A 24,285-nucleotide genomic window follows, 5' to 3' on the forward strand; every position below is an offset into this window, starting at 1 on the left:
TCTACGGCCGGTCCGAGTACCCATGAGCGACGAAGCCGACAGCCCCCTTTCTTCCGTTCCGCCAGCGCGCGCCCGCGCCTGCGCCCTGTTGCGCCTATGGGGCGGGCGGCTGGCCGTGGCCGGGCTCGGGGTCTGGATCGCCTTTGCCGCGCTGTTCCTCGTCCTGCGCGAATTCGTGCTGCCCAACGTGGATGCCTACCGCGCCGAGGTCGAGGCAGGGCTGACCGAGGCCCTGGGCGCGCCGGTCGCCATCGAGCATCTGAGCGGCGACTGGTCCGGCATGCGCCCCCGCCTGCATCTCACCGGGCTTGCACTGCGCGACGCCGAGGGCCGTCCGGCGCTGCGCCTTGAAAGGGTGGATGCCACGCTGGGCTGGCTGTCGCTCGCGCAACTGCGGCCGTTCTTTCACCGGCTCGAGATAGACGGGCCCGACGTGGCGATCACCCGGCGCGCCGACGGCCGGCTGGAAATCGCCGGCATGACGATGGACGACGGCCCTTCGGATGGCAGCTTCCTCGACTGGTTGCTCGCGCAGCGCCAGATCGTCGTGCGCGACGCCGCGCTCACCTGGACGGACGAGCTGCGCGGCGCCCCGCCGTTGCGCTTGTCGCAGGTGCAGTTCCGGCTGGAGCGCAGCTTCCACCGCCACCGCTTCGCGCTGCAAGCGCAACCGCCGGCGCAGCTCGCGTCGGCGCTGGATCTGCGTGGCGAACTGCAGCAGCTCGTACCACAGACCCCGGCGGCGTCGGTCGGAAAACTCTATGTGGCGCTCGATCATGCGGACCTGGGCGGCTGGCGCCAGTGGGTGGATTACCCGGTGGCGCTAAGCGGCAGCGGTGGCCTGCGGGCGTGGATCGACCTTGAAGCCGACGGGCGCCAGGCGATCACCACCGACGTGTCGCTGGCCGGGGTGGAGACCCGCCTTGGCGACAGCCTGCCGGTACTCCAGCTGGCACGACTCGGTGGCCGCTTGACCGGGCGGCGGCTGGCGCACGGCTTCGAGGTGGGTGCGCAGGGCTTGAGCCTGCTTACCGGTGACGGCATCCGTCTCGCGCCCACGGATTTTCACCTGCAGGTGAGGCACGACGGTGATTCCGGCGGCGCCGGTGGTTTCGTTCGTGCCAACCAGCTCGACTTCGCCGCGCTGGCAGCCCTGGCGGCGCATCTGCCGTTCGACGACAGCGTCCGCGCGCGTCTGGCTGCGTTCGACCCGCGCGGGCGGGTGGATGATCTGCGGCTCGATTGGCGCGGCGAACTCGATGCGCTGCAGGATTGGTCGGTAGCGGCGCACTTCAACGACATCGGTCTGGCCGCGCGCGACGGGATCCCCGGCCTGGGCGGGCTGTCGGGCCAGGTCGAGGGCAACCTGCGCGGCGGGCGCTTCCGGCTGGATGGCCGCGACACCCATCTCGATCTGCCCGAGGTCTTCGTCGAATCGCGCCTGCTGTTCTCCACCTTCCGCGCCGAAGGCGGCTGGTCGCGCGCCGACCAGCGGCTGGAGATCACGCTCGATTCGGCCGGGTTCGACAACCCCGACGCCGCCGGCACGGCCTCCGGCCGCTTCTGGCCGGGCGCGGAGGGGGCAGGGGAGATCGACCTCCAGGCCCGCCTGACGCGGGCCGAGGGCACTGCGGTGTGGCGCTACCTGCCGCGCGTGGTCAATCGCGACACCCACGACTGGGTGCGAAACGCGATCCGTCAGGCCACGGTGCCCGACACCCGCCTGCGGCTGAAGGGCCGGCTCGCCGATTTCCCGTTCCGCAAGGGCGAGGGCCAGTTCCTGGTCGCCATCCAGGTGGCCGACGCGGTGCTCGACTACGCGCCCGGCTGGCCGAGCATCGAGGGCATCTTCGGCGAGGTCCGCTTCGAAGGGCCGGGCCTGCGGATCGCCGCCAATCGCGGACGGATCTTCGGCGTTGCGCTGAGCGACGTCGTGGCCCAGGTGCCCGACCTCGATGCGCCGCCCAGTGAAGTCATGACCCTGACCGGCAAGGCCGCAGGCAGCACCGCGGATTTCCTGCGTTTCGTCTCCGAGAGCCCGGTGGCGGAGCGCATCGACCGCTTCACCGATGCGATGCGCGCGGAGGGCACCGGCACGCTCGATCTCAAGCTGGTGATGCCCTTGCGCCACGCGCGCGACACCTCGGTGCAGGGGGAATACCGCTTCAGCGGCAACCGGATGTGGGTGGTGGACGGTCTGCCTGCGCTGGAAGATGCGGTGGGACGGCTGCGGTTTACCGCGGACGAACTGGTGATCCCGGAGGTTCGTGCCCGTCTGTTCGGCGAGCCGATGGCACTCGCCGCGCGTACCTCGGCCGACGGCGCGGTGAGCTTTTCCGCCAGTGGCAAGGTGACCGCGGCCGGGGTGCAGCGGGCCTACGGATGGCAGGTGCTGAACCATTTCGCCGGGGCCAGTCCGTGGCAGGCGGAGATTGCGGTTCGGCGCGAAGGGACGCGGGTGGATGTGCGCAGCGCGCTCGACGGCATTGCGTCCAGCCTGCCTTATCCGCTCAACAAGACCACCGCGGACGCGTGGCCCTTGCATCTCGCGCTCGACTATCCGGCCGGCACCCATGGTTCGACGCTGAAGCTGAGCTTGGCCGACCGGGTCCAGGTCGAACTCGAACGACGTGCGGGCGACGCCCGGCCGGGCGGGGTGGTGCGGGGCGGGGTGGGCGTGTTTCAGCCGGTCCGCGTGGCTGAGCGCGGCGTGCTGGTGGCGGCGACGCTGGACGAACTCGATGTCGACGGCTGGCGACGGGCGCTCGGCCTGAGCGGGGGCGACGAGGGCGCGGAGGGCACGGCGGCGGCGCTGCCCTTGGCCGGGGTGGCGCTGCAGGCGAAGCATGCCCAGGTCTTTGGCCAGCGCTTCAGCGACCTCAGCCTGCGCGCGGTGGCGGACGCGGGCGGTTGGCGCGCCCGCCTCGACAGTACCCAGGCGCAGGGCGAGTTCGACTGGCGCGAGGCGGGCAACGGCACGCTGGTCGCCCGCTTCGCCCGCCTTGCGGTGGGCGACAAGGACGACGTTTCCACCTCCGCCGCGGACGAGGCTCCCACCGACCCGCCGCCGCGCAGCCTTCCCGGGCTCGATGTCACGGTGGCGCAGCTCTCGCTGCGCGGGCAGCCGCTGGGCCGCCTCGAAGTGCTGGCGCTCAACCGCGACCGGCAGTGGGTGCTGGAACGCTTTGCACTGTCGCGGGCGGAAGGCCGGCTGGCGGGCCACGGGTTGTGGCGGCCGGGGAACGACCCGCGTACCGAACTGGATTTCCGTCTCGAAAGCGCCGACGCCGGCCGGCTGATCCATGCCCTCGGTTATCCGGACGCAGTGCGCGGCGCCCCGGCCGAACTGCGGGGCAAGCTCGCCTGGCGCGGCGCGCCCACGCGCATCGACTATCCCACGCTCGCCGGCAACATGACGGTGGAGGTCGAGAAGGGGCAGTTCAACAAGCTTGAGCCGGGCGTCGGGCGCTTGCTTGGCATCCTGAGCCTGCAGTCGCTGCCGCGGCGGATCACGCTGGATTTCCGCGACGTCTTTTCCGAGGGTTTCGCCTTCGATCGCATTTCCGGTAGCATCGATGTGCGTGCCGGAGTGATGCGCACCGAGGATCTGGAGATCCGCGGACCTGCGGCCCGCGTGCTGATGCGAGGCTCTGCCGACGTCAGTTCCGAAAGCCAGGATCTGCGCGTGACGGTTCAGCCGACGCTGTCGGAGTCGGTGGCGATCGGTGCCGCCGCCGCTTTGATCAATCCGGTTGCTGGCGCGGTGACCTATCTGGCACAGAAGGCGTTGAGCGACCCGATCGAAAAGCTGTTTGCGTACGAGTACGCAGTCACTGGTGCGTGGGACGATCCCAAGGTGGAAAAACTGGGTTCGCCCGCCGAGAACCTGATTCCCCAACTACCGCGCGCGCAGCCCGCTCCGCGTTCAGGCTCTACTGCCCCATGAATTCCTCCTCGCCACGCTCCGCCCCTCAGACTGCGCGTCCTCCGGTACGGGTGGCGGCGGTGCAGACCGTATCGGGTCCCGACGTCGCGGCCAATCTGCGGGTTGTTGCCGAACTGGTTGCCGCTGCCGCTGACGACGGCGCGAAGCTCGTCGCGCTGCCCGAGTATTTCGCATTGATCAGCGCCGTCGAGACCGACAAGGTGCGTCTGCGGGAGCGTGACGGCGAAGGGCCCTTGCAGGACTTCCTGCGTGAAACCGCGGCCCGCCACCGGGTGTGGCTGGTCGGCGGAACGGTACCGCTGGTCGCAGCGAGCGACCAGAAGGTGCGCAATACCACCCTGGTGTACGACGACCGCGGCGAACGCGTCGCCCGCTACGACAAGATCCACCTGTTCGGCTTCCAGCGTGGTGCTGAGCGCTACGACGAGGCGGCCACCATCGAGCCCGGGCGGGAAGTCGTGTGTTTCGACAGCCCGGCCGGCCGCACCGGCCTTTCGGTGTGCTACGACCTGCGCTTCCCCGAGCTTTTCCGCGCCATGGCCGAGCCCGACCTGATCGTGCTGCCCGCCGCCTTTACCCACACCACCGGGCGCGCGCACTGGGAGGTGCTGCTGCGGGCGCGGGCGATCGAAAACCAGTGCTATGTAATGGCGCCGGCACAGGGCGGCTGCCACCCGAGCGGGCGCGTGACCTGGGGCCACTCGATGATCGTCGACCCCTGGGGTGAAATCCTCGCATGCCGCGAGGAAGGGCCCGGCTTCGTCGCTGCCGATCTCCACCCCGAGCGCATCGCCAGCGTACGCGCCAGCCTGCCGGCGCTGGAACACCGCTGCCTGCCGGGCGCGGCTTCGTGAACGCGGTTCGACACCGATCGTTTTCCTTCGCGCCGGGTCCAACCCGGCGAACGCCAGTTGCGGATTCCACATGAGCAAATCGACCAATCCCCTGAAGATCGCCGAGAAGTACCTGCTATCGCCGTACCAGCTGGGCGAGGCCGAAATCGAGAAGGTGTTCCGCAAGCTGATGCGGCACCGGATCGACTATGCCGACCTTTACTTCCAGTACCACCGCGCGGAGGCGTGGAGTCTGGAGGAGGGCATCGTCAAGTCCGGCAGTTTCGACATCGAGCAAGGGGTCGGGGTGCGCGCGATCAGCGGTGAAAAGACCGCTTTCGCCTATTCCGACGACATTTCACTGGATGCCTTGGTGGATGCGGCTACAGCGACGCGCGCGATCGCCGAGGCCGGCAGCCGCCGCAGCGTCGGAATCGAACCGAAGAAGTCCCGCATCCGGCTCTACCGCGCGGACGATCCGCTCGCCTCGCTGGATGACACCGCCAAGGTGAAGCTGCTGGAGCGGCTCGAAGGCTTCGCACGGGCCGAGGACCCGCGCGTGACGCAGGTGATGGCGCACATCGCGGGCTCGTGGGAGGTGGTGATGGTGGCGCGTAACGACGGTCACATGGCCGCCGACGTGCGGCCGCTGGTGCGGGTCTCGATCACGGTGATCATGGAAGAGAACGGTCACCGCGAGCAGGGCAGCGCCGGCGGCGGCGGCCGCTACGATTACGGCTATTTCAGCGATGAGCGACTGCAGGGCTACGCGCGCGCCGCGGTGCATCAGGCTCGCGTCAATCTTGCGGCCGAGCCGGCGCCGGCGGGCACGATGACCGTCGTGCTCGGCTCCGGCTGGCCGGGCATCCTGCTGCATGAGGCCATCGGCCACGGGCTGGAGGGCGACTTCAACCGCAAGGGCAGCTCGGCCTTCTCGGGGCGCATCGGTCAGCAGGTTGCTGCGCGCGGAGTGACCGTCGTCGACGACGGCACCCTTCCCGACCGCCGCGGCTCCCTCACGATCGACGACGAGGGCAATCCCACCGAGCGCACCGTACTGATCGAGGATGGCATCCTCGCGGGCTATATGCAGGACACGATGAACGCCCGCCTGATGGGCATGGCGCCGACCGGCAACGGCCGGCGCGAGTCCTACGCCCATCTGCCTTTGCCGCGCATGACCAACACCTACATGCTGAATGGCGACAAGGACCCGCAGGAGATCATCAAGTCGGTCAAGAAGGGCTTGTACGCGGTCAATTTCGGGGGCGGCCAGGTGGACATCACCTCGGGCAAATTCGTGTTCTCGACCGCCGAGGCCTACCTGATCGAAAACGGCAAGGTCACCCGCCCGGTTAAGGGGGCAACGCTGATCGGCAATGGCCCGGATGTGCTGACGCGCGTCAGCATGATCGGTAACGACATGGCGCTCGATCCCGGCGTCGGCACCTGCGGCAAGGATGGGCAGAGCGTGCCCGTGGGGGTTGGTCAGCCGACCTTGCGGGTGGATGGCCTTACGGTGGGCGGCACCGCCTGAGCCGGTTTCAGGGCTTTACGCGGTAGGCATTCGAAGACAGCTGGAGGGTGGCGTCGAAGCTGACCGGCGTGCGTCGGCGCGCGTCGCTGCGCAGTTCCGCGGCGATGCGCAAGCGGATCGGCTGGCCATTTGCGGGTGACGCCACCATGCTGACCTGGACGCGTGCGAGCCGGGGCTCGTTGCGTTCTATGGCCCGCCGGACTTCGTCGGTCAGCCGGCGCCGGTCCGGGGCGCCGTGGAGGTTGAGACTGTCGAAGTCGGGCAGCCCGAAGGTCAGTAGCGATCCGCTGGCACGCGGGAATTCCGATGTGGCGTCGAGCGCGCAGGTCGCCCGGGTGTTGAGCAGGGCTTCGAGATCGCGCGCGAGGGCCGTCCGCAGCGTGTCTGCCGTCGGAGCGGTGGTTCCGGCGCCGCCGCCCGTGGCTATCAAGCGATCGATCAGCGAGGGCATCTGCGTTTGGCGTCAGACGCCGAACAGCGCTTGCGCGCGCTGGTCCAGCAGCACTTGGTAAAGGGCGAAGAAGGCGAGTCCCACCACCAGCAGGATGCCGGCGTAAAACCGGGTCGGTAACCCCGGGCGCGGCGGAGTCAGTTCCTCCTCTGGCAGCTTCCACAGCGCGGGGGGCGTTTGCGGGTCGCCGCGAACGCGTTGTAGTTCCTGCGCGAGCGTGCGCTGCAGGTAGCGAATGCGGTCGCTGTCGTCGAGCAGGTACTTGCCGCGAAAACCGAGTAGCAGGCAGGCATGGAACACCTCCAGGCATTCGATGTTCTCGTGCGGAGCAAGGCGTAACGCGGCGAGGCGTTCGAAGAAGCCCTCCCCAGCCAGGTGTTCACCGAACAGCCGCAGTTGAAGGGGTTGCCTTTCCCACTCGGCCCGTAGCGGGAAGTCGCTCGACAGCACGACCTCGTCGAGCGCCGCGCAGAACGCGTAGCGCGCCTGCTCGATTTCCGGCGGCGCTTTTCCCGCTGCCAGTGCGTTTCGCTCGAAGTCGCGCAGCAGCGCCAGCACCCGGTCGACAAAGCTGTCGTAGTGACGGGGACGGGCTCGCTGGCGCAACAGCGCCAGCAGATGAAATCCGTCGTCCAGCAGTTCGATCAGCGGCGTTGCGCCAGGGCTGCGGTCGGGAACCGCGGCAGCGTACGGGGTGGAGGCAATTGCCAAGGCAATGTTTCCTTCAGCGGAAGACCGCAATCAGTTCCAGCTTGAGGTCAGCGAGGGTTTGCGGCACATAGACGCAGACGGAGCGCGCCTGGACCATGCGCTGGAACACCTCGCTGTTCGGTTCGAGTGCGAAATAGTGGTTGCCGATGCGAACCGGGACCGATGACGGGGTCTGCGTGGCATGGACGACTGCAACGCCGCGTACCGCCGAGTTCAATATCTTCTCGACGTCGTCCGGGGCGCCGATCTTCAGCTTTGACGGCACGGCGTCAATGACCGCAGCAGCCGGCATGGAGGATTGCACGGATAGATAGAAGTCCGCCTCCAGCAAGCGTTCGTTGTCCAGATGGCCGATGTGGAACGAAGGCTTGGGATTGCGCAGCGTGATGACTTGGTGCCGATTCGAAACCACGGTATCGAGCAGGTCGCGGATCCGATCATCGAGGGGCGTCAACGAGCCGGCGAGGTCCTCGTGGCGGTAGGGAGGGAGGTCGGCCAGGGTGTGGCTGCGGGAGAAGGTGACCAGTTCGCCGTACAGCTCGGCCAGCGCAAGGTACAGCGCTTCGGGATGCAGCGGCCGGGCCCGCTCGAGATGCTGCAGACGGGCGTAGTTCCGGTTCACCGTGTGCAGGAGCCAGAACGCGGCAATGTCGCTGCTGCCGTATTCCAGCAGATGGGTGGCGTGTTCCCGCTGACGGGCTGCCAGCAGGCCGCTCTTGACCTGGAGGATGTCGAGCAGGCGGCGCAGCAGGCGGGCCGCGGCGCCATCCAGGGCCAGATCCAGGCTGGGGGGAAGATAGGACGCATCGACCGACCATTGCCCCTGTCCATCTCGCCGCAGGCGTGCAACCGGCAGCGACTCGAAGCCATCGCGGTTTTCGTCTTCCAGACGAAGCTGGACGTTGAGGTCGAGCAGCGTGAGTTCGGCTTCGAGTGCGCCGGAATACAAATCACAACTGGCGGCGTGGCGTTTGAGAAAGCGCACGCGCTGAGCAGGGTTGCGCTCGTGGTCGCCCACGTTGCCGCCGTGGGGGTGCAACTCCGGAACGCAGGCGTACACCAGGACGGTATTTCCATCGGCCGAAATGCCTGCGAGGTCGCGCGAGGGTGGGAGCGGATCATGTTCCGGTGCGCAGTAGCGGGTGCCGTCGCGGAACCAGATGCTGAGATTGTCGAATCGCAGCACACCTGCCGCCAGCCCGGTCTCGTCGACCACGACTGCCCGGGCGCCCCACGCATGGCGGTACAGGCCCTGGAGGCTTCCTGCCAGCGCCGCTTCATGCTGCAGCGCCTGCTGCTGGAAGTGCTGCGGGCGCAGGAACATGCCTTCCCCCCACAGCACACGTCGAGTCTTCAGCATCGTCTCTTCCTTCAGGAGGGGCGGCCGGCGGGGCAACTGGGTGTGCGCCCTTCTGTCTGGCCGGGGATTTTCAATGGGGCGGGACTTTCGATGCGCAGGTAGCACTCCTGCAGGCGTACCTGCAGCCCCAGCTTACGGGTCGCTTGGGCATCGACCAGGCCCCGCCACAGCTCTCCGTCGGGCTGCATGAACAGCCCGACGATGCCGACATAGCGGGCCTCTGCGTGAAGCGGGAGGGCATCTGAAAGACGTGCGCCCGGCGTGAGGACGAACTCCTGCGAAGACAGGAGTTCAGCGCCGAATATCTCCGCATCCGACCTGCCGCCTCCGAATACGTCGAAACCAAGTCGATCGAAGGCGCGCCGGTCGCGCAATTGGTAGGTACGTACCACGACCGATAGCGACGCCCCGCTGCCATCCCGATTCAGCGCGGTTTCGGCCGAGAGAACGAGCCGGGGCGGTGTGCTCGTGACTGCGCATCCCGCGAGAAACAGCGAGGCGCACACGTACAGGATGCGACCTGCCGGCGACGGTACGCGGGCAACGAAAGCCCGCGTGGACGAGGGCCGCCGTCGTGCCTTGCAGCCTTGGAAAATGGGCAACGCCGGCCAATCCAGAAAATTCATATGGAATGTTCTGCTTGCGGTGAAATGTGATTGTCATGCTAGCATGTAAATGACATATGCAAAATCCGTTTGTCATTAACATGCCCGAGCACTGGTGGCTTCTTCCTGTTCTGAGCGCCGCATCCTTGTCGCTGGCCGGCTTCACCGCCTGGTGGGTCAGGGCGTCGGGCATGGTCCCGGTCCCCGTGTGTTCCCGGCTTCGGTCGGAGTCCGGGCGCCGACGGAATCCCGGCGCTTTCTGGATGGCTGGCTGGACGCTCCTTGGCCTGTCCCTGGCGGTGCTCGTAGCGGTGCTCGGTTCCGGGTGGGAGTCGGGAGCGCAGGCGGGTGTGACGTCCGTGACCCCGCAATCGACTCCGTTGTCGCGCGGTTTTGCCGACGACACCCTGGCCTTGCTGCTGCCGCAGTCCGCAGCGCGGGGGCCTGCGGCAGCAGCGTGGATCCCGGGTGAAGGAGAGGTGGACCGGGACTGGGCGAAACTGGACGCGCGCTTTCGCGAACGTCTCCAGCCGGTGGTCGAACGGTTGCGCGGGCGCGGCCAGCATTTCGTACTGGTCGAAGGCTATCGCTCACCGGAGCGTCAGGATCAGTTGTTCGCGCTGCCGACGAAGGTGACCGCCGCGCGCGCATGGGAAAGCCGCCATCAGTACGGACTTGCTGCCGACCTCGCGCCTGTGCGGGAGGGGGCGGCGTCGTTTGAAACCGACGGGCTTGGTATGGAGGCTTACCGGCTTCTCGGGGAGGAAGCCGAGGCCGCCGGCCTGACGTGGGGCGGGCGCTGGGATATCCGGGACTACGGCCATGTCGAGATGCCGGACCGGCCAACGAGGCATGCCGGATGAATCCTCGCTTCAGGCGTTTGATGCGGATTTCCGGGCCGGCGCTGTTGCTCCTGGCGGCGATGCTGGTGCTTGTCCAGACCTTGCCGCCCGGATGGGACCGCGGGGGTGAGGGCGTCCTGCGGGCGCTTGCGGCATTTTCGGTGGTGTTGCTGGCAGGCGTTGCTCTGTGGGCCTTCTCGCGACGCTGGCGCATGCGCGGAGCAACAGGCGCGGCAGCGCAAGCGCGGCCGGGACCCGCAAGCGCCGAGCCGGGGTCTGTCCTACGCAGTGGTCTCAGGGCCGCTGTCGAATCGATTCGTGCCTCCGACCTGGGGCGCCGGGCGGGCCGCAATGCGCTCGGCCAGTTGCCCTGGTACGGCGTGATCGGGGCCGAGGGCGCGGGCAAGACCGCTTTGATCAAGCAGTCGGGCCTGAGCTTTCCTTTCGAGCACCTTCCCGGCTGCCCTGACGATGGCGATTGCGGCTGGTTTCTGGCGACGGAGGCGGTGGTGCTCGACCTTGGCGGGCGCTACCTGTCGGACTCGCTTGGCGATTCGTCCTGGTTGGAGTTCTGGCGTGAGTTGAAGCGGCTGCGTCCTGCCCAGCCGTTGGACGGCCTCGTGGCTGCTGTCAGCGCAGCGGAGCTACTGGGCGGCGACGAGCGGGCGCTCCACGCGCATGCCACCCGAGTGCGGGCCTGCATCGATGAAATCCAGGATGCGGTAGGCGTGCGCCTGCCGGTGTATCTCGTCGTCACCCAGCTCGACCTGATCGGACAGGGCGCTTTGCCATCCGAACGTGATGCGCCACGCAGCCCGTTCGGGTTCGCAATCCCCGCCGTTCCTGCGGACCGGACCATCGATTCGGTGGCCGAGAGGTTCGCGCTGTTTCGCGCCGGCCTGCGCCATCATGTCCTGGCTGCGGCCGAGATGCACGATCCACTGACGCAGTCCGAGCAGCTCAGCTTCTCGGTGGAGTTCGACGGGCTCGGAGCACGCTTGAACAGCTTCGTTCGCCTTCTGCTCGGCAATAACCCCTACCACGTACAGCCCGCCTTGCGCGGTGTCTATTTCAGTTCGCTGCCCGCGGGTGGCGGACATACGCTTCTTGGGCCGAGAACGGATGCGCTGGCGCAGCGGTTCGAACTCGACCTGCGCGATACGCGTTCTTCGGGCTTCAGCCACGACAGGCAAGACGCCCCCTCTCCGGCCAGGCTCTTCCACGACGTCGTGCTTCCCGACCGGTTTTTCGCCCGCCGGCTGAGGAGCGCCAGCGCGAGCCCGGGCCGGTGGGCGTGGATGGCGACCAGCCTCGCCGTGGTCTGCCTTGCCGTCGGTCTGATGACCGCGTCGTTTACCGGTAATCACCAGCTACTAACCGAACTCGCAGCGTCCCAGCACGCTGCGGAGACTTCCGGCGACGGCGTTCCGCTTGCCGTCGAGCTGGAACGACTCGTGGCCCTTCAGCACCAACTCGAGCGCCTTCGGCGGTACCGGTTGGCGCAACCGCCGTGGCGGCTTCGGTTCGGCCTTTATCAGGGCGACAAGGTGGAGGTAATGCTGCGCGCGCGCTACTTTGCCGGTGTGCGGCAACTGATGCTGGAACCGGTCGCGCGCGAGATCGAGCGCGAGCTGGGCGCGACGGCAAGTGCTCCCGTGAGGCGTGCGGGTGCGGGACGCCCTGCCGGGGCGGTCACGGCCAACGACCGTCCCCCGGCGGGGCTGCCGATCATTCCCCTCGGCGAGGGGGCGGCGGCGCAGCCGCTGCGGGCGGCGGGAATTCCCCCTGGCGGCCCGGCGTTGTCGGCGCGAGTCCGCCGCTCCGCGGGTGAGTCTGCCGGCATCGAGGGGCAATACAACGCGCTCAAGACCTATCTGATGCTCGCCGATCCCTCCCGTATCGAGGCTGAGCATCTGGCTGATCAGTTGCCGCGCTTCTGGCGCCGCTGGCTTCAGGCCGAACGGGGCCAGACGCCTTTGCCGGATATCTACGCGCTCGCGCAGCGCATGGTGGACTTCTACATCGAAGAGCGGGCGGCGCCTGACCTCCCCGTGATCGCTGCTGAAGGCGCGCTCGTTGCGCGATCACGCTCCGCCCTGATAGGCGCAATGCGGCGCCTGCCGCCCGAGGAGCGGATCTATCGCGCGCTGCTTGCTGCCGCGAATGTGAGATTCGAGCCGGTGTCCGTCACCGGGGTCCTTCGCGATCACGCTAGCGACCTGGTCGGTGGCAGCGTTGTCGTGCCCGGCGCGTTCACCCGCAAGGCATACGACGAATACCTGCGCTCGGCATTTGGCCTTTCCGGGCGGGACCTCGACACCGGCACCGACTGGGTTCTCGACGACCACGCCGGAAATCTAGCGGAATCCAGCAGCGGCGCCGTCGACCCCGGGGCGCTGGAGCGCCGCTACCGCGAGGACTTCGAGATTGCGTGGCTCAGGTTCCTGCAGGGACTGACGGTGCCCGTCTTCGCGGACCTTGCGGCCGCAACGGACGCGCTCGGACAGCTCGGCGACCCCGCGAGGTCGCCGTTGCTGCCGCTGCTGCAGCGGGCGGGTCACGAACTGGGCGGGCGGGGACGCGCGGTGGAGGGGGAGAGGGGGCGCATGGAAACCGTGCTGGCGCGCGCCCGCGGCGTGCTGGACGCCGGGCGGAGTGAGGCGGTAGCCGACGCAGGTCCGGCATCGGAAGCCAGCCCGCTGCGAGGCGTCGTGGCACTGGCGGGCGGACCGGTGGAAGCAGGCGACCCGCGCCTCGACGGGGCGCTAAGGGAATACCTCGCCCGGCTGTTGAAGCTGCGAGACCGTCTGGCCGTCGTCGCTGCCGCGGGGAGCGACGCCGAGCCTGCCATACGGCTCGTCCGCGCAACCTTCGACGGCCGGGAGTCCGAGTTTCCGGCCAGCCTCTCGTTCGTCGACAACGAGTTGCTGGGGGCGATGGATTCCGCCTCCCGAACGGCTTTGCGACCGGTCCTGACGCAGCCCGTGCTGAGAGCGTTCGATGCGCTGATCCCGCTCGTGAGCCGCGATCTCGATCTTGCCTGGCAACGCGAAGTGTTGCCGCACTGGCGCCGGCTGGCCGAGACTTTTCCCTTCTCCGACAGCGAGCACGATGTGGTGCCGTCCGAACTTGCGGAGTTCGCGGCACAGGGGGGTGTGCTCGACAGGTTTGTCGAGCGCCGTCTCGAAGGACTTGTAAGCCGACGCGGCCAGGGGCTGGCAACGCGGAACTGGGGAGATCGCAGCCTCGCCCTCAATCCGGCCTTCCTCCCCGCAGCGGAGCGATTGCTCGCGTTCGGTGCGGCGCTGCCGCGTCAGGGGGAACTGGTTCGCTTCGAACTGCAGCCGATGCCGACGCCCGGGCTCACCGAAATCGTGATCGAAATCGATGGCCAGAGTCTGCGCTACCGCAACGGGCCCCAGACCTGGGCGAGTTTCAGTTGGCCGGGCACTGAGGTGCAGGAGGCCGCGGTGCGCGTCGTCGACGTGTCCGGGGCGCCAGGCGCGGTTCTTCACCGTCGCGGGCGCATGGCGCTGATCCGGCTGCTGGCCGAGGCCTCCGTCCAGGGCGCCACGCCGGGCCCGCTGCAACTTGTGTGGAATGGCGCGGGCGCTGCGGTGCGCTTCAATTTCCGCAGCCTTTCCGCGGCTTCACCGCTCGATCTGCTGGCCTTGCGCAAGCTGACGTTGCCCGACCGGATCAGCCGTTGATGCCCGCTTCCCGCCCTATCCCCAACCGCGGCCGACGCCATTGCCCGCCGCTTCAGTCCATCCCGTTGTCACGGAGTGAGTCCGTTCATGGTCCGAGAAAGTACCCAGAAGAAGCTGTCGCGCGTGCGTCCGCCCCGCGTGCAAATCACGTATGACGTCGAGGTCGGAGATGCCATCGAAACCAAGGAGCTGCCTTTCGTACTGGGGGTGCTGGGCGACTACACCGGGCATGCACGGGAGCAGCTGCCCCGGCTCAAGGAAAGGAAGTTCGTCGCCATCGACCGCGACAACTTCGACGACGTCATGAAGGCGCTCGCCCCTCGGCTGGGGCTGCGGGTGCCCAACCGGCTGTCCGCCGAAGGCGGCCTGCTCGGCGTAGAGCTGGGGTTCGCAGCGATGGAGGATTTCGAGCCGCAGAACGTGGTGGCGCAGTTCACCCCGCTGCGGCGCTTGCTCGAGGCGCGGCAGCGTTTGGCCGAACTGCGCAACAAGCTGGTGGGCAGCGAACGCTTCGAAGCCCTGCTCAACGAAGCCGTCGCTGACCGCGACGCCCTGCAGGCACTGAAGGGAGAACTGGACGCTCGCGGGGGGACGCATGACGGCGCGCGATGAACACCTGGTGCGCACGAGCGCTTCTCCCCAGGTCGAGGCAGAGGGTGCCGGACTGCTGGATTCGCTGATTGCGCGCAGTCGGGTCGCGGTGGATGAGGCAGAGCACGACCGCACCCGCGACCTCATCGGCGAACTCGTTCAGGAGGTCATGAGCGGGGCCCTGCCGCTGACCTGCGACCTTGCGGCATCGATCGACGCCCGCATCGCCGAGCTGGATGAACTCATCTCGGCACAGCTCAACGAGATCATGCACGACCCCGAGTTCCAGCGACTCGAAGGAAGCTGGCGCGGGCTCAAGTACCTGGTCGACGCCGCAGAGACCGGGCCGATGCTCAAGCTGCGCATGCTCAATGTGTCCAAGAAGGAGTTGATCAAGGACTTCCGGCAGGCGGCGGAGTTCGATCAGGGGGCCTTGTTCAAGAAGGTGTACGAGGAGGAGTACGGCACCTTCGGCGGCGCCCCCTTCGCGGCGCTGGTCGGGGACTACGAGTTTTCCCGCCATCCCGAGGATCTCTATCTGCTCGAGGAACTGGCGCACGTCGCCGCCGCGGCGCACGCCCCGTTCATCGGGGCCGTGGCGCCGGCGATGTTCGGGCTGGACAACTTCGCCGAACTGGGCCGGCCGCGCGATCTCTCGCGGATCTTCGAAACCGTCGAGTACGCAAAGTGGAAGTCCTTCCGCGCGAGCGACGATTCGCGCTATGTGGGGCTGGTACTGCCGCATGTGCTGGGGCGGCTGCCCTATGGGCGGGATACCCATCCGGTGGATGCGTTCAACTTCGAGGAGGACGTGGATGGCAGCGACCACGCCAAGTATCTGTGGACCAGCGCGGTCTATTCCTATGCGAGCCGCCTGACCGCTGCCTTTGCCCAGTTCGGCTGGCTCGCCGCCATACGGGGCGTTGAAGGGGGCGGGCTGGTTGAGGATCTGCCGCTCCATACCTTCCGTACCGACGACGGCGAAATCGGCGCCAAGTGCCCGACCGAGCTTGCCATTACGGACCGCAACGAAAAGCTGCTGGCCGACCTGGGGTTCATCGCGCTGACGCACTGCAAGAACAGCGACTACGCCGCGTTTTTCAGCGGCCAGTCGGTACAGCGTCCGCGTACCTACAACACCGATGCCGCCAATGCCAATGCGCGCTTGTCGGCCCAACTGCCCTACATCTTTGCCGCGTCGCGGATCGCGCATTACCTGAAGGCGATGATGCGCGACAAGGTGGGCAGTTTCGCCTCGCGCCAGAACGTCCAGGACTTCCTCAACGCGTGGCTCGCTCAGTACGTGTTGCTCGACGACGCAGCCTCCCAGGAAGCGAAGTCCAAGTACCCGCTGCGGGAGGCGCGGGTCGAGGTGGTCGAGGTGCCGGGGCGCCCCGGCGCCTACCGCGCAGCAGCCTTCCTGCGCCCCCATTTCCAGCTCGACGAACTGACGATTTCCCTGCGCCTGGTTGCGGAGCTGCCCCAACCCGCGCGCTGACCGCGACGCATCCTTCATCAACCGCAAGACCCTGGAGTTCATCATGGCATTCGACGCATTTCTCCGCATCGAGGGTATCCCCGGCGAGAGCACCGACGACAAGCACCAGGACTGGATCGAGGTCCTGTCCTTCAACCACAGCATGGAACAGCCAGCGTCCGCCACGGCCAGTTCGGTCGGCGGCGCCACCGCGGAACGCGTCAATCACGGCAGTTTCGAGGTCACTCACCTGCTCGACCAGGCCAGCCCGAAGATCTACGACGCCTGCTGCACCGGCAAGCACATCAAGGAGGTCACGCTCGAACTGTGCCGCGCAGGCGGTGACAAGGTGAAGTACATGGAGGTGAAGCTCGAGCAGGTCGTCATTTCCAAGGTCGTTCCCGCCGGCGCGGCCAATGACCAGGGCTTCCCGCAGGAGAAGATCTCATTCAGCTACGGCCGTATCAAATGGACCTACACCCGCCAGAAGCGCGACGACGGCACGGGCGGCGGAAACGTCAGCGCCGGTTGGGACCTGACCGCGAACAAGGCGGTGGCGTGATGGCGCGGATCGGCCTTTCGCACAGGGTGCGGACACGTGCGCGCGGCGCGGCCGGCGCGCTGCTGGTCGCCGTCTTGCTGTCTGCGTGTGCGGGTGCGCCTCCGCAAGCGGAGCCCGCGGCCGAGGTGGAACCGCCGCGCCCGGCGCCGGAGTCCCCGGTCGTCGCGCCCGCCGGTGAGCCCGAGCCTGCCGTGGCGGGCCGCCATACCTTCCGTTTCGACACCTTGAGCGTGGCCTTGAGCGAGAGCGAAAAGGCCCGCGTTGCCACCCTTGCGGAGCAGGTCCGCGGCGCGCGTGCGGTGGTCGTACGCGGCTCCTGCGATCGCAACGCGGTGGGAAACGCAAGGGAAGCGGCGATTGCCCGTGCGCTGGCGGTGCGCCACGTGTTGGTGGAGAACGGCGTGCCGGCGGCAAAGATCCGGACCCGCTATAGCACCGAGGATGGCACCCACGCGGTGGTGCTGCGCGTGAACTAGGCCCCAGGGGCGGGTTGGCTCGCCCTAGTCTCCGTCTTTCCCAATCGGATTTCCAGGTGACCGACTCGCTTCGATCCGCTGCCGCCGACCTGTTGTCGGTGGCAGACGCTATTTCATTCCTGCCGGCGACGCGTCTGGTCGAACTGCGCTTCGCCGGCGGCGGCCCAGAAGGCGGCCCCTTGATCGCATTGAGCGCGTATGGCGACGAGGGGCTCAACATGTGCCACCGGATCACGGTGCGCTGCGTCGCGGTGGACGCACGGATCGAGCTGATGACCATGCTCGGCCTGCGCGCGGCGATCGGGATCCGCACCGCGGACGGACGGGAGCGGATTCGATGCGGGGTGGTGACCGCGGGGGTTGCACTTGGTGCTGACGGCGGCTTTGCGGCTTACGAGATCACGGTGGAGCCGCCACTTGCGCTGTTGCGCCACCGGTGGGGCAGCAGGGTGTTTCAGGCGCTGACCGTGCCGGAGATCGTCCGGGCACTGGTTGAGGAACACCGGGGCCGCAACCCCATCTTCAATGCCGGCCTGGGGCTACGCTTCGATCTCCAGCGCCGCTACGAGTGCCGCTCCTACTGCGTGCAGTATCACGAGTCCGACCTCGAGTTCGTCGAACGCCTGCTCGCGGAAGAGGGCATCGGCTGGCGCTTCGACCACGAAGAGGACGCAGCGGGGGCCGGGCCCTCGACCCTGTTGGTGCTGTTTGACGCCGCAGACAGTCTCCCGCCCGCGGAGCCCCCATCGGTCCGCTTCCACCGCGGCAACGCCAGCGAAACAGAGGACAGCGTCACGTCGTGGTCGGCGCAGCGCAGCGTCGGCGCGGGGCGCACGACGCTGACCAGTTTCGACTACAAGCCCGCCGCTACTACCACCGCGCGTGCCGAGGGCGCGGGTGAAGACGGTGGCGACGCCACTTCGCTCGAGCAGGCGCTGGAGGATTTCCGGCCGCAGACCCTGCACTATGCGGCCACGGTCGATGGCCTCGCCGCATACGCGGCACTCCGCCAGCAGGCGCGGGATGCGGAGCGCAATACCTTCGAGGCGGACGGGGATGCGCGTGGGCTGACGGCAGGGGCGTGGTTCCAGCTGGAGGGGCACCCGCGCCACGAGCATGAACCGGGCGAAGAACGTCGCTTCGTGGTGACGCGCCTGACGTTCGTTGCGCGCAGCAATCTTCCCGTCCATTCCTCGCTGATGGACGCGGCGGGCGAGGGCCGCGCCTGGGCAGGGGCCGGAAAGACGCCTTATCAGATCCGGCTGACGGCGGTGCGTCGGGGGCAGGCGTCTGCCGGCATCTTTCCGCCGCGTCGCGACCTGCGCCCCACCGCGCGTGGGCCTCAGAGCGCAATCGTGGTCGGGCCGCATGACGAAGAGGTTCACACCGACGAGTACGGCCGCATCCGCATCCAGTTCCACTGGCAGCGGCAGGAAGATCACCCAGACGGCGGAGCCGCTTACGACGAGCGTTCCTCCTGCTGGGTGCGCGTCGCGCTGCCCAGCGCGGGCATCGCCTGGGGGCATCAGTTCATTCCGCGCGTCGGCCAGGAGGTCCTGGTGGATTTCCTTGACGGCGACATCGACCGGCCGGTGGTGACCGGCGTGCTGGGCAACGGGTGTCACCCTCCGGTCCGCTTTTCCGGGGTCGGCGCGCTGCCCGCCAACAAGGCTCTGTCCGGGATCAAGTCGCGGGAGCACGGCGGCGCGGGCTTCAACGAGCTGGTGTTCGACGACACGGCGGGGCAACTGCGGGCACGGCTGAGCACGGAACACGCAGCGTCGCAGCTGAACCTCGGCTGCCTTGTCCATCCCCGCGAAAACGGGCAGGCGACGGTCCGGGGTGACGGGGCAGAGCTGCGTACCGACGGCGCTGCCGCGGTTCGGGGTGCCCGCGGCGTGCTGGTAAGTGCGCATGGACGGCCGCGCGCGGCCGGCCGCCAACTGGCACGGGAAGAGTTGATGGAACTGCTGGAGCAGGCGCGCGAACTCGCGCGCACGCTGTCCGATTACGCGGGCAGCCACCAGGGCGTTCCTGCCGAGAGCAGTGGCGCCGACGCGCTGCTGCAGGCAGTGCGTCAATGGGATGGGGATCGCGCCGAGGGTGCAGACCGGGAGCGCGGTGACGGACTCGTTTGCGCGGCCGCGCCCGAGGGAATCGTGATTGCGACCGGTGCGACGCTGATCAGTTGTGCGGCCGAGGATCACGAGGTCTGTGCCAGCCACCAGCTCCGGCTGACCGCAGGGGAAGGCTTGGTAGCGAATGCGGGCGCCGGCATCGGGCTCTTCGCCCAGTCGGGCGACCTGCGCTCGATCGCTCATCAGGGCCTGCATCTGACCCAGGCCCAGCAGGGCGACGTGATGACCGAAGCCGCCCGCAACGTCCGCGTTTCCGCGGCCGAAGGTGAAGTCCTGATCAGCGCGCCGGTCATCCGGCTCGTGGCCGAGGACGGCTCCTTCCTCCGGTTGGGAGGCGGCATCACGCTGGGAACCGAAGGTGCGGTGCAGGTCAAGGCCGCGCGCCACAGCCTGGGCGGTCCCGCCACCGACAGCATTGATCTGCCGGTCTTCGACCGTGCCGGCGCCGACCAGCGCTTCGCGTTGCTCTACCCCAGCGCCGCAGCTGCGGAGCCGCAGCCTGCCGGCGGACGGCGATACGAGATCACGCTGAAGGATGGGCGCGTCGTGGCCGGCACTGCCGACGCCGAGGGCAGGACCGACATGCTGACGAGCGAGGCCATGCAGGTGGCCCACATCCGTGTCTTCGACCGCTGAGCCCCCATGTTCGACGAACTGTTGCGCTACTACGAAACCGAACTCGGCTACCTGCGCGAACTCTCGGGTGAGTTCGCGCGCCGTTACCCGAAGATCGCCGGCCGTCTTCAGCTGGAGGGAGACCAGTGCGAGGACCCGCATGTCGAGCGTCTCATCGAAGCCTTCGCCTTTCTCGGTGCCCGCATCCATCGCCGCCTGGACGACGACCTGCCGGAAATCACCGCCAGCCTGCTCGACGCCCTGTATCCCCACTTTCTGCAACCTGTTCCTTCGGCCAGCATCGTGCAGTTCGAACTCGACCCCGCGCGTCCGGAAGTGGCGGGGCGCTACCGGATAGAGCGCGGGCAGATGCTGCTGTCGCCACCGGTGGACGACCTGGCCTGCCGGTTTCGCACCTGCTATCCGGTCGAGCTGTATCCGCTGACGGTCGCGTCGGCCCGGGTGGTCTTCACCGCAGTCAGTGCCCACCTTGCCGCGCAGGCGCCGGATGCGACCGCCGTGCTGACCTTGTCGCTGGAAACCCAGGGCGGCGTCGATCTCGGTGCGCTCCAGCTCGACCGGCTGCGCTTCTTCCTCGATGGCGAGCCGGCGCTGACCTATCTGATCCACCAGTTGCTGCTGCAACACGAAGCGCAACCCTGGGTGGAGGACCAAGGCGGGCGGCTTCAGCGCCTGCCCTGCGGTGCGCTGCGGCCAGTCGGCTTTGCCCGGGACGAGGGGCTGCTCGCCTATGACGACCGCTCCTTCCTCGGTTACCGCTTGCTGACCGAGTACTTCACGCTGCCGGAGAAGTTCCTGTTTGTGGACGTCACCGGCCTGCCGGCGCTGTCGGGGCAGCGTTTTCGGCTGCACTGCCCGATCAGGCGCTATCCAGGGGCAGAGCGCCATACCCGCCTGCTCGAAAGCGTCGAGGCGCGGCATTTCCGCCTTGGCTGCACCCCGGTGATCAACCTGTTCCCGCGCGCAGCCGAACCGGTTCGCGTCACTCATCGGCGCGAGTCCTACCCGATCGTGGTGGACGCCCGCCGCCCGCTCGGTTATGAGGTGATCGCGATCGAGCGTGTGCACTACGTCGAAAGGGACGACGCCGGCACGCGCGCAACGGAAGTCCCACCGCTCTATGGTTTGAATGGGGCCACGGAGGCGGACGCCGCGCGTTTTCGGTGGCATGCCAGGCGGGACGGTTCGACCCGAGCCAACGACCGGGGAACCGAGGTATCGCTCCATCTGGTGGATGCCCGCTTCTCGGCCGTCCGCCCCGCGACAGAGGTGCTGAGCCTGGCGCTGTTGTGCAGCAACCGCGACCTGCCGGAGCGCCTGCCTTTCGGCGGTGGTGATGCCGGCCCGCACACCGATTTCACGCTGCCGGGACAGGCGGTGGTGAAGCGGGTGCGGCTGTTGCGCAAGCCCACGCCCAGCCTGCGCAACCCGCACCGCAAGGGCTTCCAGTGGCGGCTGGTGTCGCACCTGTCGCTCAACTACCTGTCCATCGTCAGCCAGGGCAAGGGGGCGCTGCAGGACATCCTCGCGCTCTACAACCCGCTCGACCGGCCGGCCGCGCGGCGCCACATCGAAGGTATCCGCGAGGTGAACAGCGCCCCCGCGGTTGCTCGTCTTGCAGGCCCCGACTTCATCAGTTTCGTCCGTGGCACTGCGGTGGACCTCGTGCTGGACGAAGAGGCCTTTGTCGGTGCCAGCGCCTACTTGTTCGCCAGCGTGCTGGAACGCTTCTTTGCCTTGTACTGCGCACCCAACAGCTTCGTGCAATTGCGCTACCGCTGCCTGAACGATGAGGAGAACGTGGTCCAATGGCCACCCCGCAGCGGCGAAGCGATCGTGATCTGAGTGCCGAACTGGCCGCCGAACCGCACTGCTTCGGCTTTTTCCAGGCGGTCCGCTTGCTGGAGCTGATCTCGGCGGCGGCCGGGCACGAGCGCCCGGTGCGCTTTCGTGCGGCCCTGAGCCTTGCGTTTCCACCCAGTGAGCTTGCCGCGGCGACCGTGCCGGCGGGCGCCGCGGGCGAGCGGCCAATGGGCGGAGAACTGAGCGTGGCCTTCATGGGCCTGACCGGCCCGAGCGGAGTCCTGCCTCACGTCTACACCGAGATGCTGCTGGAGCGGAATCACCTGCGGCACGACGGTGCCGCAGGCGCGTTCCTCGATCTCTTCAACCATCGGGCGCTGGCCCTGTTCCACGAGGGATGGCGAAAGTACCGTCACTGGCTGGCGGCCGAACGCGCCGGCACGGACCGTTTCGCCGAGCATCTGCTCGATCTGTGCGGTTTGGGCCCGGCGGCATTGGCATCGATCGGCGGGGGTGAGACCCCTGCGCGGCTCGCCTTTCTACGCTACGCGGGCCTGCTCGCCCAGCGCCCGCTGTCGGCGCACGCGCTGGAGACCGTAATCGCGGGCGTCCTCGGCGTAACAGTGCGGATCGAGTCTTTCTCCGGGCGGTGGATGGTGTTGCCAGAAGCAGAACGCTCCCGTCTGGGTACTTACGCTTGCGGGCTCGGCAGCGAGGCCTGTTCGGGCGACCGGGTGTGGGATGCGCAGGGTGCGATCCGGCTGCGAGTGGGGCCGGTGCGCCGTCAGCAGTTCGAAACGCTGCTGCCCGGCGGTGCAGCGGCGCGGATGCTGGCGGGTCTCATCCGCTATGCGGTGGGGCACGCGCTGGCCTGCACGGTGGTGGTGGTGCTTGACCGTCGCGACATACCTCAACCGCGCCTGGGCGCGGATGCGCCGTTGTCGCTCGGCAGCAATCTGTGGTTCGAGGCCAGGGCGCGGGAGGACGATGCGGACGATCTGCGCTACGCCTTGCTGGATTAGTTTCGCGCGCCGGGCGGCAGGTCGAGCAGTTCGCGCAGGTGATCCAGCGTGGCAGCGTCCTTGACCACGGCCTGCAGCCAGTCTTCGAACGGCATCCCTGCCCAGCGGACGGCGCGTTCGATCAGCAGTGCAACCGGGCTGTGCGGCTCATGGACGCGAAAAAAGCGGCCGATCTCGGCCAACTGCCGGATCGCCGCGTCGCGGTCCGGCGGCGCGCCGTCTGGAAGCGGGGCCAGGGGAGGCGCGTCGCTGGAGTACGGCCGGGACGGCGGGCGTCCGTCGTCGGCGCGCGACGAGGGCGGTCGATCCGGCTCGCCGTGCAGACGCGCGGGGGGGCTTGCCTGCGACGACTGCGGTGGGGTGATGGTGGGCCGCAAGTGGCGGGAGAGGAGGGCATCGCATGCGCCGATCTCGGCCTGGAGGGCGGCGAAGCTCGGTCCGTCCATGCCGAAATGCTGGTCGCAGCAGTCCTGAAGGCGGCTTGCGGCCGCGAGCGTGGCCGCAAGCTGAATGCGCCGCTGCATCAGTTGCGCGGTGTCTGCCGCGCGGAAGGCGCGCCGCAGGCGTTCTGCGTCGATGGCTGCTGCGGGCTCGCCCGCGGCGGAGTCGGCATCGGGGCGATTCTCGCGCTCGATGGCCGTGCGGTAGTCGTGCAGGCTGTAGGAGCGGACTTCGTCTGCAATGAGCGGAAGCGCGGCCACCTGGTCCGCCAGTTGGCGGCCCAGCCATTCGAGGCGCGCGGTGCGTTCCCCCCAGTCGCCGCCGTCGGGCAGGGGATGCACAACTGCCCAGAAGCCGTCCAGCAGGTCGGACAGGAAACCGAGGCCGAATTCCAGCGCCGGCCAGTGCTGGTGGCGGACCAGCGCGTCGACATACCAGACGGCAAGTTGCAGGTCCTTGCTGCGGGCGCACAGCGCGGTGCGGCATAACTCGACCACGCGCGGCCAGTCCGCCGCCTTGACCGCGTGCGTCCATTCCCCCTGGCCGAGGGCGTCGTCGTCCGCGTGGCGGGCGTTGCGGATGTCGTCGAACAGGGGGGTGTAGCAAAGGTCTTCGCCGGCGGGGTTCGCCGCGGAAATCGGGGCCATCAGGCCGGCGCGGAATTCGGCTTCGTCCATGTCGGCTTACTCCCTGCCCACGCTGGCCACCGTGGCGATCAGCGTTGCGCCGCAACTGGTGAGGTGGCCTTCGAGGGCGACGGGCCGGCCGTCGATCAGCCAGTCGGGGTCGCCTTCGATGATGACAGCCAGGCCGTGGCCCTGCATCGGGCAGGTGACCCGATCGCCGACGCGGGCGACCGGGCGGCCGAGCACTTCGTAGCTGGAAGAGGCGCTGATCACCACGCCGCCGTGTGTCGTAGGGTCCCCGAGCCGGATCAAGCGTTTCATCTGAAAAATGACAAATGGATAATTTCGCGAAGTATAGCGCGTCGTCCGGCCGAAGTGCTCGGGCCTTCCAGGCCTTGCGGCGCCTGCCGGCGCCCGTTGCAGCGCGGAGTCGAAGCCGGCCCTCAGTAGGGCCGCAGCCCCGCCTGCGGTATAGTCCCGCCTCCGTCCGCCGGACGGCCCCTGCTGCCGCTTCACGT

At 68.1% G+C, this 24,285-nt stretch carries 18 protein-coding genes; 12 read left to right on the forward strand and 6 right to left on the reverse strand.

Annotation, left to right across the window (positions count from 1 at the left end):
- Positions 1–22 precede the first annotated feature (22 nt).
- The 3 genes from dqs_RS06955 (at position 23) to tldD (ending at position 6,316) form a co-directional block, all read left to right on the forward strand.
- Positions 23–3,946, forward strand: coding sequence for a YhdP family protein (locus dqs_RS06955; RefSeq protein WP_065340030.1), 3,924 nt, complete (start codon positions 23–25; stop codon positions 3,944–3,946).
- Entirely contained in the window at positions 3,943–4,800 is an 858-nt protein-coding gene (locus dqs_RS06960; RefSeq protein WP_065340031.1) for a carbon-nitrogen hydrolase family protein, read from the forward strand. Before dqs_RS06955 ends, dqs_RS06960 begins: the two co-directional genes overlap by 4 nt.
- A gap of 70 nt (positions 4,801–4,870) precedes the next feature.
- The gene (tldD, locus tag dqs_RS06965; protein ID WP_011765029.1) at positions 4,871–6,316 is read left to right on the forward strand and encodes a metalloprotease TldD; all 1,446 of its coding nucleotides are present in this window, start codon (positions 4,871–4,873) and stop codon (positions 6,314–6,316) included.
- A gap of 7 nt (positions 6,317–6,323) precedes the next feature.
- On the opposite strand, the gene tssE is transcribed toward tldD, so the two are convergent.
- The 4 genes from tssE to tssJ are packed head-to-tail and all read right to left on the reverse strand — an operon-like array spanning position 6,324 to position 9,464.
- Complete coding sequence (gene tssE, locus dqs_RS06970; RefSeq protein ID WP_065340032.1) at positions 6,324–6,767, reverse strand: type VI secretion system baseplate subunit TssE; 444 nt, start codon at positions 6,765–6,767, stop codon at positions 6,324–6,326.
- Between the two features lie 12 nt (positions 6,768–6,779).
- Positions 6,780–7,478, reverse strand: coding sequence for a type IVB secretion system protein IcmH/DotU (gene icmH, locus dqs_RS06975; protein ID WP_169823506.1), 699 nt, complete (start codon positions 7,476–7,478; stop codon positions 6,780–6,782).
- Positions 7,479–7,491: 13 nt separating this feature from the next.
- Positions 7,492–8,838, reverse strand: a complete 1,347-nt coding sequence (tssK, locus tag dqs_RS06980) for a type VI secretion system baseplate subunit TssK (protein WP_065340033.1) — start codon at positions 8,836–8,838, stop codon at positions 7,492–7,494.
- Positions 8,839–8,849: 11 nt separating this feature from the next.
- Positions 8,850–9,464 (reverse strand): type VI secretion system lipoprotein TssJ, encoded by a 615-nt coding sequence (gene tssJ / locus dqs_RS06985; protein ID WP_065340034.1) that lies wholly within the window; start codon positions 9,462–9,464, stop codon positions 8,850–8,852.
- Between the two features lie 242 nt (positions 9,465–9,706).
- On the opposite strand from tssJ, the gene dqs_RS06990 reads away from it, so the two are divergent.
- From dqs_RS06990 to tssG, 9 genes are all read left to right on the forward strand, one after another.
- Positions 9,707–10,306 (forward strand): M15 family metallopeptidase, encoded by a 600-nt coding sequence (locus dqs_RS06990; RefSeq protein WP_065340035.1) that lies wholly within the window; start codon positions 9,707–9,709, stop codon positions 10,304–10,306.
- Positions 10,303–13,995 carry an ImcF-related family protein gene (locus dqs_RS06995; RefSeq protein WP_084018289.1) on the forward strand — a complete coding sequence of 1,231 codons (3,693 nt, stop codon included), beginning with the start codon at positions 10,303–10,305 and terminating at the stop codon, positions 13,993–13,995. Before dqs_RS06990 ends, dqs_RS06995 begins: the two co-directional genes overlap by 4 nt.
- Positions 13,996–14,082: 87 nt before the next feature.
- Positions 14,083–14,607 carry a type VI secretion system contractile sheath small subunit gene (gene tssB, locus dqs_RS07000; RefSeq protein ID WP_065340037.1) on the forward strand — a complete coding sequence of 175 codons (525 nt, stop codon included), beginning with the start codon at positions 14,083–14,085 and terminating at the stop codon, positions 14,605–14,607.
- Entirely contained in the window at positions 14,591–16,084 is a 1,494-nt protein-coding gene (tssC, locus tag dqs_RS07005; RefSeq protein ID WP_065340038.1) for a type VI secretion system contractile sheath large subunit, read from the forward strand. Before tssB ends, tssC begins: the two co-directional genes overlap by 17 nt.
- Positions 16,085–16,127: 43 nt before the next feature.
- Entirely contained in the window at positions 16,128–16,625 is a 498-nt protein-coding gene (locus dqs_RS07010; protein WP_011765038.1) for an Hcp family type VI secretion system effector, read from the forward strand.
- Positions 16,625–17,101, forward strand: a complete 477-nt coding sequence (locus tag dqs_RS07015; protein ID WP_065340039.1) for an OmpA family protein — start codon at positions 16,625–16,627, stop codon at positions 17,099–17,101. Before dqs_RS07010 ends, dqs_RS07015 begins: the two co-directional genes overlap by 1 nt.
- Positions 17,102–17,157: 56 nt before the next feature.
- A complete protein-coding gene (locus dqs_RS07020) occupies positions 17,158–19,875 on the forward strand; it encodes a type VI secretion system Vgr family protein (RefSeq protein WP_065340040.1) in 2,718 nt (905 codons plus the stop codon).
- Positions 19,876–19,881: 6 nt separating this feature from the next.
- Complete coding sequence (tssF, locus tag dqs_RS07025) at positions 19,882–21,720, forward strand: type VI secretion system baseplate subunit TssF (protein ID WP_065340041.1); 1,839 nt, start codon at positions 19,882–19,884, stop codon at positions 21,718–21,720.
- Positions 21,684–22,700: a type VI secretion system baseplate subunit TssG gene (gene tssG, locus dqs_RS07030; RefSeq protein WP_065340042.1), complete on the forward strand. Its 1,017-nt coding sequence runs from the start codon at positions 21,684–21,686 to the stop codon at positions 22,698–22,700. The genes tssF and tssG overlap by 37 nt, the downstream gene beginning before the upstream one ends.
- On the opposite strand, the gene tssA is transcribed toward tssG, so the two are convergent.
- Together tssA and dqs_RS07040 are read right to left on the reverse strand one after the other, a co-directional pair.
- Complete coding sequence (gene tssA / locus dqs_RS07035) at positions 22,697–23,818, reverse strand: type VI secretion system protein TssA (RefSeq protein WP_065340043.1); 1,122 nt, start codon at positions 23,816–23,818, stop codon at positions 22,697–22,699. The two genes, tssG and tssA, sit on opposite strands and share 4 nt — an antisense overlap.
- Before the next feature lie 6 nt (positions 23,819–23,824).
- Positions 23,825–24,088, reverse strand: coding sequence for a PAAR domain-containing protein (locus dqs_RS07040; RefSeq protein ID WP_011765044.1), 264 nt, complete (start codon positions 24,086–24,088; stop codon positions 23,825–23,827).
- Positions 24,089–24,285 lie beyond the last annotated feature (197 nt).

Origin of the sequence: Azoarcus olearius (assembly GCF_001682385.1) — a bacterium.
In the GTDB taxonomy this organism is placed as follows: domain Bacteria; phylum Pseudomonadota; class Gammaproteobacteria; order Burkholderiales; family Rhodocyclaceae; genus Azoarcus; species Azoarcus olearius.